At 72.7% G+C, this 13,744-nt stretch carries 14 protein-coding genes; 7 read left to right on the forward strand and 7 right to left on the reverse strand.

Going from position 1 to position 13,744, the window contains the following annotated elements:
• The first annotated feature begins 139 nt into the window (after positions 1 to 139).
• A complete protein-coding gene (locus tag KV381_RS01980) occupies positions 140 to 1,501 on the forward strand; it encodes a DUF6777 domain-containing protein (RefSeq protein ID WP_050495662.1) in 1,362 nt (453 codons plus the stop codon).
• A gap of 126 nt (positions 1,502 to 1,627) precedes the next feature.
• On the opposite strand, the gene KV381_RS01985 is transcribed toward KV381_RS01980, so the two are convergent.
• Positions 1,628 to 1,954, reverse strand: coding sequence for a YkvA family protein (locus tag KV381_RS01985; protein ID WP_030082349.1), 327 nt, complete (start codon positions 1,952 to 1,954; stop codon positions 1,628 to 1,630).
• Between the two features lie 87 nt (positions 1,955 to 2,041).
• Positions 2,042 to 2,308 carry a WhiB family transcriptional regulator gene (locus tag KV381_RS01990; protein ID WP_030082348.1) on the reverse strand — a complete coding sequence of 89 codons (267 nt, stop codon included), beginning with the start codon at positions 2,306 to 2,308 and terminating at the stop codon, positions 2,042 to 2,044.
• Positions 2,309 to 2,525: 217 nt separating this feature from the next.
• On the opposite strand from KV381_RS01990, the gene KV381_RS01995 reads away from it, so the two are divergent.
• Positions 2,526 to 3,701, forward strand: coding sequence for a serine hydrolase (locus KV381_RS01995; RefSeq protein ID WP_199786669.1), 1,176 nt, complete (start codon positions 2,526 to 2,528; stop codon positions 3,699 to 3,701).
• Positions 3,702 to 3,751: 50 nt separating this feature from the next.
• Here the strand turns inward: KV381_RS01995 and KV381_RS02000 are convergent, their stop codons facing one another.
• Positions 3,752 to 4,855: a PP2C family protein-serine/threonine phosphatase gene (locus tag KV381_RS02000; RefSeq protein ID WP_218784336.1), complete on the reverse strand. Its 1,104-nt coding sequence runs from the start codon at positions 4,853 to 4,855 to the stop codon at positions 3,752 to 3,754.
• Positions 4,856 to 4,925: 70 nt separating this feature from the next.
• Positions 4,926 to 5,759, reverse strand: coding sequence for a Scr1 family TA system antitoxin-like transcriptional regulator (locus tag KV381_RS02005; protein WP_193464184.1), 834 nt, complete (start codon positions 5,757 to 5,759; stop codon positions 4,926 to 4,928).
• Between the two features lie 186 nt (positions 5,760 to 5,945).
• On the opposite strand from KV381_RS02005, the gene KV381_RS02010 reads away from it, so the two are divergent.
• A complete protein-coding gene (locus KV381_RS02010) occupies positions 5,946 to 6,356 on the forward strand; it encodes an ATP-binding protein (RefSeq protein WP_098026667.1) in 411 nt (136 codons plus the stop codon).
• A gap of 65 nt (positions 6,357 to 6,421) precedes the next feature.
• Here KV381_RS02010 and KV381_RS02015 read toward each other — a convergent pair whose 3' ends face one another.
• Positions 6,422 to 7,135 carry a ribonuclease H gene (locus KV381_RS02015; protein WP_218784337.1) on the reverse strand — a complete coding sequence of 238 codons (714 nt, stop codon included), beginning with the start codon at positions 7,133 to 7,135 and terminating at the stop codon, positions 6,422 to 6,424.
• Between the two features lie 64 nt (positions 7,136 to 7,199).
• Positions 7,200 to 7,994 carry an SDR family NAD(P)-dependent oxidoreductase gene (locus tag KV381_RS02020; protein ID WP_030082339.1) on the reverse strand — a complete coding sequence of 265 codons (795 nt, stop codon included), beginning with the start codon at positions 7,992 to 7,994 and terminating at the stop codon, positions 7,200 to 7,202.
• 210 nt (positions 7,995 to 8,204) lie between these two features.
• Between KV381_RS02020 and KV381_RS02025 the strand changes: the two genes are divergently transcribed.
• Positions 8,205 to 10,103 (forward strand): ABC transporter ATP-binding protein, encoded by a 1,899-nt coding sequence (locus KV381_RS02025; protein ID WP_030082337.1) that lies wholly within the window; start codon positions 8,205 to 8,207, stop codon positions 10,101 to 10,103.
• Positions 10,104 to 10,180: 77 nt separating this feature from the next.
• Here KV381_RS02025 and KV381_RS02030 read toward each other — a convergent pair whose 3' ends face one another.
• Complete coding sequence (locus tag KV381_RS02030) at positions 10,181 to 10,450, reverse strand: hypothetical protein (protein ID WP_030082335.1); 270 nt, start codon at positions 10,448 to 10,450, stop codon at positions 10,181 to 10,183.
• Positions 10,451 to 10,601: 151 nt separating this feature from the next.
• On the opposite strand from KV381_RS02030, the gene KV381_RS02035 reads away from it, so the two are divergent.
• From KV381_RS02035 to KV381_RS02045, 3 genes are all read left to right on the forward strand, one after another.
• On the forward strand, positions 10,602 to 11,255 hold the full coding sequence (locus KV381_RS02035; RefSeq protein WP_218784338.1) for a bifunctional 2-polyprenyl-6-hydroxyphenol methylase/3-demethylubiquinol 3-O-methyltransferase UbiG: 654 nt from the start codon (positions 10,602 to 10,604) through the stop codon (positions 11,253 to 11,255).
• Positions 11,256 to 11,573: 318 nt separating this feature from the next.
• Positions 11,574 to 12,170 carry a carbonic anhydrase gene (locus KV381_RS02040; protein ID WP_030082330.1) on the forward strand — a complete coding sequence of 199 codons (597 nt, stop codon included), beginning with the start codon at positions 11,574 to 11,576 and terminating at the stop codon, positions 12,168 to 12,170.
• 71 nt (positions 12,171 to 12,241) lie between these two features.
• Entirely contained in the window at positions 12,242 to 13,711 is a 1,470-nt protein-coding gene (locus KV381_RS02045) for a SulP family inorganic anion transporter (RefSeq protein WP_218784339.1), read from the forward strand.
• The last annotated feature ends 33 nt before the right edge of the window (positions 13,712 to 13,744 follow it).

Below are 13,744 nucleotides of genomic sequence, written 5' to 3' on the forward strand. Positions count from 1 at the left end.
TCCCTCCGCTTGCGGGGACCGCCGGGGCGGGGCAGACAATGGTGCGAAATACTCCGGATTGTCGGCTTATGGCCCTGTTACAGATACGGGGCCGGGCAGGGACGTCCGGGGCGGGTACCGACGTCGGGGAGCAGAGCCCGTGAGTGTCCAACCGCCGCCATCCGGCCGCCCCACCGGGCCGCCGTCCGGCCCGCTCTCGGGCCCCTCGCAGGACGGCCCCACACCGCCTCCGCCGACCGTGACCGGTCCGCCGCCCGGCCCGCCCAGCGGCGGCGACCACGGCGGACCGCACGGCTCCGGCGGTTCGGGCGGTGGGGGCGGCGGGGGCGATTCGGGTGACTCCGGTCCTTCCGGTGGCGGTACCGGCGGCCCGGGAGGCGGCTCGGGCGCCGCCCCGGGTTCCGGACCGGGCCGCCCCTGGTGGCGTTCGGTGCCCCGGATCGCGGCGATCGCGACGGCTCTGGTCGCGGCGGTGGTACTGGTCGTCGTCCTGACCCGGCCCGACGGCGGGTCGAAGGCGGGCGGTGAGGTGTTCCTCCAGGCGGCGGGCGAGTCCGGGCAGGATCCGTTCACGGAGTCCACGGCGAAGGAGAGCGACCCCGAGCCCGGCACGGCCAGCCCCTCCGTCGCGCCGAGCGCGTCCAGAACCGGCGCTCAGGTGACGCGTGGTGTGGACGGCGCGGCCCCGGGTCTGTACGGAGGCACCCGCAAGATCGCCAGTTGCGATGTGGAGCAGCAGATCAAGGTGTTGCGGGCGGCTCCGGACAAGAACCGGGCCTTCGCCTCGGTCCAGGACATCGAGCCGTCCGCCGTCCCCGGCTATCTGCGGGATCTCACCCCCGTGACCCTGCGCATGGACACCCGTGTCACCAACCACGGTTACCGCGACGGCGAGGCCAACGCCTACCAGGCGGTGCTCCAGGCGGGTACGGCGGTCCTGGTCGACGACCGGGGCGTGCCCAGGGTCCGGTGCGCCTGCGGGAACCCGCTGCTGCCGCCCGTGGCCCAGGACGATCCGCGGCAGGTGGGCAAGGCGTGGCCGGGCTACCGGGCCTCCGGCGTGGTCGTGGTGGAGCCGTCGGAGAAGCCGGTGAAGGAGTTCGTGATGGTCGATCCGGAGAACGGCGACTGGTTCGAGCGGCCGGCCGGTGACACGGGCGACGGCGACAAGAAGACGGATCCGCCGAAGGACGCCTCCGAGTCCCCCTGCCCGCCCGGATCGGACCCCTGCCCCTCCTCGTCCGGGGCCACTCCGTCGGAGTCCTCGCCGGACGACCCGGCGACGCGGCCCGGTGACGATCCGGCGACCTCCGAGCCCCCGCCGGACGGCCCGGCGACCTCGGAGCCGCCGCCCGACGACCCGGGGACCGAGCCCGCGCCGGAGGACCCGCCGGGGTCGCCGGACTCGCAGTCGGCCCCGCAGCCGCCCGGACCGGACTCACCGGGGCCGCAGGATCCGGGACCGGGAGCGTCGCCGCAGGGAGCGCCCGCGATCGGTTAGGAAATCGCGCGGAGCGGCGGACTCGGAAGGATCGCGGGGCGGCATGCCCCGGGAGGATCGCGGGCCGCGGGCCCCTGGAGGATCGCGGCACGGAAGGCCCCGGGAGAGACCTGCCGGTCGGTCGCCTCAGCTCACGGCGTCCGGGCGGCTCTCCACCGGGGTCTTCGGCGTCGTACCCGTGCGCACCCCGGCGGCCGACGCGGCCGAGTGGAGGGAGCGCAGGGCGACCAGCAGAAACCCGATGTCGTCGAGGTAGACGGGGTCGGGCAGCAGGTCGACCGGTGACACGGTGTAGATGACGGCCGCCCAGACGAGCGCCTTGTTCCGCAGCGGGATCCCGGCGTCGACCAGCAGTTTCCTGGCCTTGAAGACGCGCACCAGCAGCACGACGGCCAGGGCCAGCATGAGCAGCGCGGCCACGGCGCCGAGAACGAGCCAAACGGTGGTGTCCATGGCTCATCGTGTACCCACTCGTCCCCGGATGACGAACCCGTTGCGGCGATACCCGCGCTCCGGGCCCGAGAAATCCGGCGGCGCGGGTCAGGCCGCGCCGCGCCCCCGGGACTCCGCCCGCCGACGGCTGCGGCGCTTCAGGGCGCGCCGCTCGTTCTCGGACAGCCCGCCCCAGATGCCGGAGTCCTGGCCGTTCTCCAGGGCCCACTCCAGGCAGGCGGCCTGCACGGGGCAACTCCGGCAGACGGTCTTGGCCTCCGCGGTCTGGACGACGGCGGGGCCGGTGCTGCCGATGGGGAAGAACAGGTCGGGGTCCTCCTCCCGGCAGGCGGCGTGCAGGCGCCAGTTCTCCATGGTGCTCAACTCTGCTCACTCCCGATGTCGATACGTCGTCGGTCACGTGCCGTAGGTGTCTTCCGTGCGGGTGACCGACGAACGGCGCCTCAAACACGTAGCGGCGGATGCGTCGTACGGAAAGGTGCCCAGCGGGTTGTCCATCCGGCCGGCCCCCGTACCGGGCGGGGTGTGTGCCGGATGGCCGGTGGCCCTCGCCCGTTCCTAACCTCGGATCATGATCTTTCGTCGTTCGTGGTTGACCGTCGCGGTGCTCGCCCTGGCCGTCTCCTCCCTCCCGTCCGCCGCGGCCTCGGCCGCGCCCCACCCGTCCGGCACGGGCTGGTCGGTGCAGCGTGACGCCGACGCGCTGCGGGACACCGGGGTCACCGGCGTGGCGGTCCGGGTGGAGACCCCGCGGGGCACGACCGAGGCCCGGTCCGGGGTGGGGGACCTGGTCACGCGTCGGCCGGTTCCCAGGGACGGCTATCTGCGTCTGGGCAGCACCACCAAGACGTTCGTCGCCACCGTCGTCCTGCAACTGGTGGGCGAGAAGCGGATCTCCCTCGACCGCAGCGTGGAGGAACTGCTGCCCGGGGTCGTGTCCGGAGCCGGCAACGACGGCCGGACCATCACCGTTCGCGATCTGCTGCGGCACACCAGCGGCCTGTCCGACTACATCCACGACGTCTTCCCCGACCCCGGCGCCCGGACGTACTTCGCCCAGAGGTGGACCGCGTACGAGCCCGAAGAGCTGGTCGCCCTGGCCATGCGCCATGAGCCCGCGTTCCCGGCGGGCACCGGCTGGGAGTACTCCAACACGAACTACGTACTCGCCGGAATGATCATCCAGAAGGTCACCGGCCGCACCTGGGAACAGCAGGTCCACGAACGCATCCTGCGCCCCCTGGGCCTCCGGCACACCGACACCCCGGGCACCGACCCCTTCCTCCCGTACCCGCACGCGGCCGACTACCAGCAGTTCGCCGAGGACGGCCCGATGGTCGACACCACGATTCCCTACCGGCCCTTCGACAGCGGGGCGGACGGGTCGATGACCGGCACGGCCCGCGACCTCAACCGCTTCTACTCCTCCCTGGCCGGCGGACGGCTGCTGCGGCCCGCCGAGCTCGCCGCCATGCGGACCATGGTCCCGGTGCCGCAGGACGGCGGCCACCCGGCGGGCACCCGGGACGGCCTGGGCCTCTTCTTCACGCCGCTGTCCTGCGGCGGTGGCTACCTCGGGCACGGCGGAAGCGGCTTCGGATACGTCGTCCGGGCAGCGACGACCACCGACGGCAGGCGCACGGTCACCGTCTCCGCGCACAGCCGCGCCGGGGACGCACGGAGCGCGGCGCGCCAGGAGGACGCCCTGCGCACCCTCGTCGACCGCGCTCTGTGCCGTACGCCCTGACCGGAGCGGCCGGGTGGACGCCGACGTGACCGCCGCCGGTGGCCACGCCGCTACGCGCGCGACCGGGTCCGGGGCCGGTGCAGGGCGAGGAGCGCCTGGTCGTCCTGGATCCGGCCGCCGGTGTGGTGCCCGACGTCCTCGATCAGCAGGTGGAGGATCTGCGCCGGGGTGGCCGGATCGCCGGTCAGCGCCCGGTGGCGGATCAGGAGGGGCAGCCGGACGGCCGCGTCGTAGAAGACGCCGGACTCGTCGCGGGCCTCGGTGACCCCGTCCGTGTAGCAGACGAGGGTCGCGCCGGGCGGGAACGGGAACGTGTCGACCGGGGACGACCAGCTGCCCAGGGCGCTCATGCCGAGCGGGGGCGCCTCCTCGGACGGTTCGAGCACGGTGGCCCGGCCCTCGGCGTCCAGCAGCACCGGCGGCGGATGCCCCCGGTTGACGACCCGTACGGTGTCGAGGCCTGCGGCGAACTCGGCGATCAGCGCGGTGGTGAACCCCTCGTCCTCCTCCTGGCCGCCGCGCCGGCGGCCCTCGCGCAGCAGGGCCCGCTCCAGCGAGGACACCAGGCCCGGCAGGTCCTCCGCCTCGTCGGCGGCGTACCGGAACGCTCCCAGGTCGGCGCAGACCGCACTGACCGCGCCGAGGCCCTTGCCGCGGACGTCCCCGACCATCACGCGTACGCCGTGCGGGGTGTCCTGGACGACGTAGAGGTCGCCGCCGATGGTGGCCTCGTTCTCGGCGGGCACGTAGCGGGCGGCGATCCTGAGCTCGCCGAGGCGCGACGGAGGCCGCGGCAGGACGGCGCTCTGGGCCACCGCGGCGATATGGCGGGCGCGCCGGGTCCGCGCGTGCTGGCCCTCCAGCGCGCGGTTGATGAGAACGGCCAGCACGGTTACGGCCATAAGGGTGAACTGGTTGGCGACGCCACGCTTCCAGCCGAAGGTGCCGTCGACCCAGGCGAGGACCGCGTGGACGGCCATGGCGAGAACGCCGATCGCGATGATGCCGCGCAGCCGCAGCAGCGGTGCGGCGGCGACGGGCGCGGCCATCAGCAGCGGCGCGGAGGTGACGTCGGGCGGCGTCGCCAGGTCCAGCACGACAGCCAGGACGATGACCCCGACCGGGATCCACTGGGCCCTGCGCGGCTGCACCACTCCCCCACGCTGTACGCCGCCGGGGCCCGCCGCATCCCGGCGGCGGCCCGGTGCGCCGCGCCGGGCCGGCTCACTCCGGCAGCGGGGTCCCGGGACCGGGCGCGGCGGCGCACGCGGCGTCCAGCCGGATGCGGTGGGCCATCACGGCGTCGGGGTCCTCGATGAGGTCGACCCGCACGCCCGGGGTCTCCAGCACCGCCTGGTCCCCGATCTCGGGTGCGGGCACCCGGAGGATGTGCAGGGGCGGCAGGCCGGTCAGGGGGTGCGGCGGGTGGTCCAGCGGCACCACCTGGACGGTGACGTGCTGCTCCGTCATCGCCTCGGCCAGCGCGGCCCGCTGCTCCGCCATGGTCTCCCGGCCGCCGACCCGCGTGTGGAGGGCCGCTGCCGGGAACAGGGCCCACAGGGCGGCCCCGCGCTCGCGCATGCGGCGGCGGCGCTCCCGCAGCAGCTCGACGCGGCGCTCGCGGCGGGCGGGGCTGTCGTCGGGGTACTGCGTACGGTGGAGCGCGGTGGCGTACGCGGGGGTGCGCAGCAGCTCGGGCACGAGCGCCGGGTGCCAGGTCCGGACGAGGCTCGCCGAGGATTCCACGCCGATGACCTCCTGCTGCCAACCCTCCATGGCGTCCCGCCAGCGGTGCCACCAGCCGGGCAGGTTCGCGGCCGAGAGCCCGGCCATGATGGGCTCGGCGACGGCGGGCGGTACGCCGTAGCAGCGCAGCAGTACGCCGACCTGCCGGGCGTCGAGTCCGGTCTCGGCGCGTTCGATGCGCCGGACGGTGGCGGGGTGGGCATCCAGCGCCTCGGCCGCGGCCCGCAGGCTGATGCCCGCGCGTTCCCGCAGCATGCGCAGGCGGACCGCGAGGACGCGGTGCTCCACGGTGGGACCTGAACGGGCTCGCATGCGTATACCTTCTCCGTCGAGCCCCGAGGCGGAGCATTACACACTCTGTCGCTTGCAAAGTATGCGTTTTGCGTCGAGAGTGCATACATGTCGGAAATAGTCAGTTGCGCGGAGCGTGCCCCCGATGACGGAGGTGTCCAAGGTGCCGAAGGCACCCGGAGTGCACACAGCTGGTGGGTTCCCCGATTGCCGGGCGGCGTGCCGGAGGCCCGTCACCGGGTCCAGGAGGCCATGCGGGCCTGGGGCGAACCGGCCGAACGGATCGAGGCGGCGGCGCTGATCGTGACCGAGCTGGTCACCAATGCCGTGCAGCACACCAGCACCCGGCGGATCCGCTGTCGGCTCCTGCGCTCCGCGGAGGGCGTGCGCATCTGCGTGTGGAACCGCGGCCGGGCCCGGATCCCGGCCCCGGCGTCCCCGGGCGACGCGACGGGTCTTCCCGTCTCCGGGGTCCCGGCGGCGGCCGACCTCGAAGGGGACGATGCCCTCGACCGCCTGTCCGAGGACGGCAGAGGGCTCCTTCTGGTCGACGCGCTGGCCGCCCGCTGGGGCACCCGCGCCGCGCTGGCGGGCCGGCTCGTCTGGGCCGACATCTGAGCCTGCCCCACGGCCTTCCCGCCCGAGCGCGGTCCGGGCCGACGCCCGAGCGCGTCCTCGCGTGATCAGGCGGGAGCGGTACGGCACTCCGGGTGACCCCAGCCGTTGGGGTTCTTCGCGATCGGCTCCTTCGCCGCGTACGGCTTTCCGCAGTGGCACCGGCCCGCGAAGCGCGCCTTGATCGTGCCGGTGGACCGCGCGCTCCGGGACGCACCCGTGGAGCCGCGCTCCTTGGCGCCGCCCGAAGCACCGGACGCCTCCGCGCGCCCCTTCGTGGACCGCGCGGGCGCGGGCACCGGCAGAGCCGTGGCGCCGTGCGCCGTACCGGCCGGCCGCTGGGTCACGGCGGCCTCGCTGGCGGCCTGGTCGGCGAGCGCGTTGAGCGGATCGCCGTTGACCTGGTGCGCGGGAACGTAGCGGAACGTCACCGAGCGGTCGGCGAGCAGGGCGTCGATGCGGGTGACCAGCTCACGGTTGGCGACGGGCTTGCCGCCGGAGGTCTTCCAGCCGTTGCGCTTCCAGCCCGGCAGCCACTTGGTCACGGCGTTCATGGCGTACTGCGAGTCCATCCGCACCTCGATGCGCACCGCCGGGTCGGTGGACTCCAGCAGCTCCGCCAGGGCGGTGAGCTCGGCGACGTTGTTCGTCGCGGTGCCGAGCGGGCCGGCCTCCCAGCGCACCGGGTCGCCCTGCGCGTCGGCGGCGACCCACGCCCAGGCGGCCGGTCCCGGATTCCCCTTCGACGCCCCGTCACACGCGGCGATGATGCTCTCGTTCATCCCCCGATCATGCCAGCCCGGCATGACCGCACCGGACCGGCGGCAAGGTCACCGACCCGTCCGCTCAGGGCACGATCGAGTCCACGTAACCGCCGTCGACGCGCACGGCCGCTCCGGTCGTCGCCGAGGCCTGCGCGGAGCTGAGGTAGACGACCAGGTTCGCGATCTCCTCGGGCTCGATGAGCCGCTGGAGCAGGGACTGCGGCCGGTGCAGCCGCATGAACTCCCGCTGCGCCTCGTCCCAGGGCAGCTCCCTGTCGACGAGCTCGTACACGAAGTCCTCCACGCCGCCGGTGTGCGTGGGGCCGGCGATCACGGAGTTCACCGTCACGCCCGTACCGGCGGCCTCCTTCGCGAAGCCCCGCGAGACGGCGAGCAGCGCGGTCTTCGACATGCCGTAGTGGATCATCTCGGCGGGGATCACGATCGCGGAGTCGCTGGCGATGTTCAGCACCCGGCCCCAGCCCTGCCCGGTCATGCCCGGCAGATAGCGCCGGATCAGCCGGACGGCGCTGAGGACGTTCGTGTCGAAGTACGTCCGCCACTCCGCGTCGGTGATCTCCAGCGGCGGCCTGGCGCCGAAGATGCCGAGATTGTTGACCAGGACGTCGGCCGTGGGCACGGCCGCGTACAGCAGTTCGGCGCCCTCCTCGGCGGTCAGGTCGCAGGCCACCGTCACCACGGACGCGTCCGCCACCGCCGCGCGCAGGGTCGCCGCCGCCTCGTCCAGCCGGTCCGCGTTCCGTCCGGTGAGGACGACCTCGGCGCCGGCCTCGGCCAGCCCGGTCGCGATGGCGAGGCCGATGCCCTGCGAGGAACCGGTCACCACCGCGTTCTTGCCCGTCAGATCGATGCGCACGCCGCTTCTCCCCTGGTCTGTTCGTCCATCGCCCGTACCGCCCCGCGGGTCCGTGGGGCCTCTCGCCTCCCAGGCTCGCACCGCCGCGCCGCATCCGCTTGACCTCAACCAACGTTGAGGTCTTAGCGTTCCGAAGGAACCCGGGCCGCACGGCCGACAGGGTCCGCAGGCCGTCGGCCATCCGCAGGCCATCAGAATTCGGAGCGCCCCATGGACATGGAAGTCACCGCGTGGCATTCGCTGCACAGCGCGATGAACGCCCAGCAGGACCGCCGGCCGTTCTCCCGGAAGGCGTTGCGCCGCATCATGCTCTTCGCCCGGCCGCACCGGCGGCGGATCTACCGCTTCCTGCTGCTGAGCGTCCTCACCGCGCTGCTCGCGGTGGCCACCCCGGTGCTGGCCGGAAAGGTCGTCGACGCGATCGTCAACGGCGAGGACACCGGCACGGTCACCCGGCTGGCCCTGCTCATCGCGCTCATCGCCGTCGTCGAGGCCGGTCTCGGTCTGCTCACCCGCTGGCTGTCGTCGACGCTGGGCGAGGGCCTGATCCTGGATCTGCGCACCGCCGTCTTCGACCATGTGCAGAAGATGCCGGTGGCCTTCTTCACCCGGACCCGGACCGGCGCCCTGGTCAGCCGGCTCAACAACGATGTGATCGGCGCACAACGGGCCTTCAGCAACACGCTCTCCGGCGTCGTCTCCAACCTCGTCACGCTGTTGCTGACGCTCGCGGTGATGCTCACGATCTCCTGGCAGATCACCCTGCTCTCGCTGGTGCTGCTCCCGGTGTTCGTCGTGCCGGCCCGCCGGATGGGTGTCAGGATGGCCGGACTCCAGCGGGAGGCGGCCGACCACAACGCCGCGATGGGCACTCAGATGACCGAGCGGTTCTCCGCCCCCGGCGCGACACTCGTCAAGCTCTTCGGGCGGCCCTCCGACGAGTCCGCCGAGTTCGCCGCCCGCGCCGACCGGGTGCGTGACATCGGCATCCGCACGGCGATGGCCCAGTCGGCGTTCATCACCGCCCTCACCCTGGTCTCCGCCCTGGCGCTGGCCCTGGTCTACGGACTCGGCGGCTTCTACGCCCTGCGCGGCACCCTGGAGCCGGGGGCCGTGGTGGCGCTGGCGCTGCTGCTGACCCGGCTGTACGCACCGCTCACCGCGCTGGCCGGGGCGCGGGTCGAGGTGATGAGCGCGCTCGTCAGCTTCGAGCGGGTCTTCGAGATCCTGGACCTCAAGCCGCTGATCGAACAGAAGCCGGACGCCCGGACGGTGCCGGAGGGTCCGGTCTCCGTGGAGTTCGACCGGGTCTCCTTCGGTTACCCCACCGCCGACAAGGTCTCGCTCGCCTCGCTGGAGGAGGTCGCCACGCTCGACGACCGCGGCGGCACACCGGTCCTGCACGATGTCTCCTTCCGCGCCGAACCGGGCCAGATGATCGCGCTGGTGGGCTCGTCCGGTGCGGGCAAGTCGACGATCGCGCAGCTGCTGCCCCGGCTGTACGACGCGGACGCCGGTTCCGTACGGCTGAACGGTGTCGACGTACGCGATCTGAGCGCCGACTCGATCCGGGACACGCTCGGCATGGTCACCCAGGACGGACACCTCTTCCACGAGTCCGTGCGGGCCAACCTGCTGCTCGCCCGGCCCGACGCCACCGAGGACGACATCTGGGACGCGCTGCGCCGCTCGCGGCTCGACGGGCTGATCGCCTCACTGCCGGACGGCCTCGACACGGTGGTGGGCGAGCGCGGCTACCGGCTCTCCGGCGGGGAGCGCCAGCGGCTCACCATCGCCCGGCTGCTGCTGGCCCGTCAGCGGGTCGTGATCCTCGACGAGGCGACCGCGCACCTCGACTCCACCTCGGAGGCCGCCGTCCAGGAGGCGCTGACCGAAGCGCTGGCGGGCCGGACCGCCCTGGTGATCGCCCACCGGCTCTCGACCGTACGGGCGGCCGACCGGATCCTGGTCGTGGAGGCGGGCCGGGTCGTCGAGAACGGCACCCACACCGAGCTGCTGGCGGCCGGCGGACGGTACGAGCAGCTGTACCGCACCCAGTTCGAGCGGCCGTCGTCGGAGGAGCGCCGACAGGCCCAGCCGGTCTGCTGACCCGGCGCCCCGCAGCCACCCCCGTACACACGGCACGCGCTGACGCCGTCCGGCCGGATCCCACCGGCCGGACGGCGTCAGCGCGTGCCGATGCGGGTGAGGGACGGCCGCTCGGCGGTACGAAGCCGGCGCAGCGCGTGGCCGCCGCACCGGCGCCACTCCTTCGGCGACACCCGCGGCCGGTGCCCGCCGTTGGTGACGAGCGCGTTCACCGAGGTCATCGGGTCCGCCGCCATGGTCTTGGCCAGCAGCACGCCGACCACCAGCGGGAGCAGCGTGACGGCCAGGGCGGAACCGGCGGTCGTGACGTGCTGGATACGGGGGTGGCGCGGCGCTTCGGAGGTCATACGGCCATCGAACAGCGGCCCGCGGTCCGGAACATCGGGGAACGTACTCAGGAGTGCGGGCCCGGCATACTCAGGCGCTCCCCGGGGGACGCTGACAGCGGCCGGGCAGATGGCTCCCGGCCGGCCGCCGGAGCACGGAAGGACCGCCTCGATGGGTGACAGCCAGGGACGCGTGGGCGAGGGGCACGGAAGTCCCGCCGCGGCGGTGTTCGACGCGCTGGGCGCGGAGTACGAACAGGCCTTCGCCTCATCGGCCGCCCACCGCGAGTCGCTGGAGAGACTGCTGACGGACCTCGCACCGGGGAGCCGGGTGCTGGACGTGGGCAGCGGGACGGGCCGGCCCACCGCGCGGACCCTGGCGGACGCGGGTCACCGGGTGCTGGGCGTCGATGTGTCGCCGGTGATGACCGCGCTGGCGGCCCGGCAGGTGCCGGGGGCCGAGTTCCGCTGTGCGGACATCCGTGACCTCCCGCTGGCCGAGGGCGAGTTCGACGCGGTCTGTGTGTACTTCTCGCTGCTCCAGTTGTCGCGCGGCGAGCAGGGCGAGCTGCTGGAGCGGCTCGCCCGGTCGCTGCGGCCCGGCGGGCTGCTGGCCGTCGCGACGGTGCCGGTGGACGTCGCGGACGTCGACGCGGTGTTCATGGGGCAGCCGGTGCGGGTCTCCAGTTTCGGGGCCGAGGAGTTCACCGCGCTGACCGAGCGGGCGGGCGTCATCGTGGAGTGGACGCACAGCGCGCTGTTCACCCCGGACCATCCGGCGGGCGCACCCGAGCCGCACTTCTTCGTGCACGGCCGGCGTATCTGACGTCGCAGGCCTACCTCTCGGAACTCTCCACCCATTGGCTATCACAAAGAACAAGCCGAATGAATGACTTGGGTGGCGCATTTACGTTCCTTCACGAGAAGGTAATGCGATAGCAAAGTTCCGGTCTATATGCTCAGCTGTAGTCGTATCCGTGCGGAGTGACCGGAGCGAGCCTCATGACGGCTGCCGTCCGGCAAACCTCAAGGTGAGGAACCCTTCATCTCTTCCGAACACGTATACGGATACAACTAACGCATTCGTCGATATGACCCGACCACACCGCTCCCCGGCACCGCCGGATGCAGGAGGCAGGCCACCATGCAATCCCTCGTAGACCACGCCCGGACATTCACCGAGCACGTCGCCGCGAACGCAAAGGATTTCGAACGCCTCGCGGACGGCCAGACCCCCGAAGCACTCTTCGTCACGTGTTCCGATTCACGTGTCGTCCCTTCGCTGTTCACCGGCGCCCGCCCGGGACAGCTCTTCGAACTCCGCACCGCCGGAAACATCGTGCCGCGCTACCCGGCGCAGGACCGGCCCACCGGTGAGGCCGCGACCATCGAGTACGCGCTGCGCATGCTCCAGGTGCGCGACATCATCGTGTGCGGGCACTCCCACTGCGGCGCGGTGGGCGCCGTGTTCCGCGGCGACGACCTCTCCGCCATGCCCGCCGTCCGCCACTGGCTGGAGCACTCCACGGACGGCAGAGATCCGGCGGCGGACCCCGCCGATCTCCCCGGGGCGATCCAGGCCCACGCCCTCGCCCAGCTCGACACCCTGCGCGGCTACCCCGCGGTGCGCGAGCGCCTCGCCGAGGGCTCTCTCGGCCTGCACGCCTGGTACTACGAGGTGGACACCGGTTCCATCAGTGTTCACCGACCCGAGCGCGGGACCGAGTTCGCCCGCCTCTGACGGCTTCCCTCCCCCCACCATCACGTGCCCGGCCCCGGCCGGGCGCGACCGTACCCACAAGGGAAGCCACCGTGATTTCCGCGAAGGAACTCAAGAACCCCCACGTCGTACGACGCGATCTGCTGGCGTCACTCGTCGTCTTCCTGGTCGCGCTGCCGCTGTGCGTCGGCGTCGCCGTCGCCTCCGGAGTACCGGCCGAACTGGGCCTGGTCACCGGCATCGTCGGCGGGCTCGTCGTCGGCTTTCTGCCGGGCAGCAAGCTCCAGGTCAGCGGCCCCGCCGCCGGACTCACCGTGCTCGTCTTCGAGGCGGTCAAGGAATTCGGGCTCAGCACGCTCGGTCCGATCGTGCTGGCCGCCGGGCTGCTCCAGGTGGTGCTGGGCCTGGCGCGCTTCGGCCGCTGGTTCCGCGCCATCTCCGTCTCCGTGGTGCAGGGCATGCTCGCCGGCATCGGCCTGATCATCGTGCTCGGCCAGGTGTACGCCATGGCCGACACCGAACAGCCGGGCAGCGGGCTCGCCAAGCTGGCCGGACTCCCCGGTCTCGCCGCCGAGATCGTCACCGACCAGGAGGCCCTGACCGCCTTCGGCCTGGGCGCCGGAACGGTCGCCGTGCTCCTGCTGTGGCCGAGACTCCCGGCCACCGTACGCATCGTCCCGGCGCCACTGGCCGCGGTCGCACTCGCCACCGCCGTCGCCTCCCTGGCGGGGCTGCGGCCCGCGGTGGCCGATGTGAACGGGCTGCTGCACGCCATCGATCTGCCCGGCGGGGCGGAGTTCGGCCGGCTCGCCGATGTGGCGGTCATCGGCACCGTGCTGGCCTTCGCCCTCATCGCCTCGGCCGAGAGCCTGTTCAGCGCGGCGGCCATCGACCGGATGCACGACGGACCCCGTACCGACTACGACAAGGAGCTGGTGGCCCAGGGCGTCGGCAACACCATCTGCGGGGCGCTCGGGGCACTGCCGATGACCGCGGTCATCGTCCGCAGCGCCGCCAACGTCCAGGCCGGGGCGACCACCGCGCTCTCCCGGATCGCCCACGGTCTGTGGCTGCTGCTCTTCGCCGCGCTGCTGCCCGCCGCCGTCGGGATCATCCCGCTGGCCTCCCTCGCCGGGATCCTCGTGCACGCCGGATGCAAGCTGGTGCCCGCCAAGGAGTTCGGCCCGCTGTGGCGCGAACACCGGGGCGAGGCCGTGCTGTTGGCTATCACCGCGATCGCCATCGTGGTGACCAACCTCTTCGAGGGGGTGGTGCTCGGTCTGCTGCTGGCCGTGGTCAAGTCGGCCTGGGAGACCTCGCACGTACAGCTCACCACCCACCAGCTCACCGGCGGCCGGGTCGTGGTGACGCTCACCGGCAACGCCACCTTCCTACGACTGCCCCGCATCCTGGAGCAGTTGGAACAGCTCCCGCAGGATCAGCCCATAGAGCTGGACCTGACCGGGCTGCGCCATCTCGACCACGCCTGCCGGGTCGCCCTGGAGAACTGGGCTCGCCGGCACAACAACGCGGAGATCGAGCCGGTGACGATCCGCCGGTAGGGCCCGCCCAGGCGGCGAGCAGACGCAGCGAGT

Source organism: Streptomyces sp. WY228 (genome assembly GCF_019287315.1).
GTDB lineage: Bacteria > Actinomycetota > Actinomycetes > Streptomycetales > Streptomycetaceae > Streptomyces > Streptomyces caviscabies.

Coding starts and splice junctions, on each gene's coding strand:
- KV381_RS01985 (WP_030082349.1), bottom strand. CDS start 1,954: ATGGACACCACCGTTTGGCTCGTTCTCGGCGCCGTGGCCGCGCTGCTC.
- KV381_RS01990 (WP_030082348.1), bottom strand. CDS start 2,308: ATGGAGAACTGGCGCCTGCACGCCGCCTGCCGGGAGGAGGACCCCGAC.
- KV381_RS01995 (WP_199786669.1), top strand. CDS start 2,526: ATGATCTTTCGTCGTTCGTGGTTGACCGTCGCGGTGCTCGCCCTGGCC.
- KV381_RS02005 (WP_193464184.1), bottom strand. CDS start 5,759: ATGCGAGCCCGTTCAGGTCCCACCGTGGAGCACCGCGTCCTCGCGGTC.
- KV381_RS02015 (WP_218784337.1), bottom strand. CDS start 7,135: ATGAACGAGAGCATCATCGCCGCGTGTGACGGGGCGTCGAAGGGGAAT.
- KV381_RS02025 (WP_030082337.1), top strand. CDS start 8,205: ATGGACATGGAAGTCACCGCGTGGCATTCGCTGCACAGCGCGATGAAC.
- KV381_RS02030 (WP_030082335.1), bottom strand. CDS start 10,450: ATGACCTCCGAAGCGCCGCGCCACCCCCGTATCCAGCACGTCACGACC.
- KV381_RS02035 (WP_218784338.1), top strand. CDS start 10,602: ATGGGTGACAGCCAGGGACGCGTGGGCGAGGGGCACGGAAGTCCCGCC.
- KV381_RS02040 (WP_030082330.1), top strand. CDS start 11,574: ATGCAATCCCTCGTAGACCACGCCCGGACATTCACCGAGCACGTCGCC.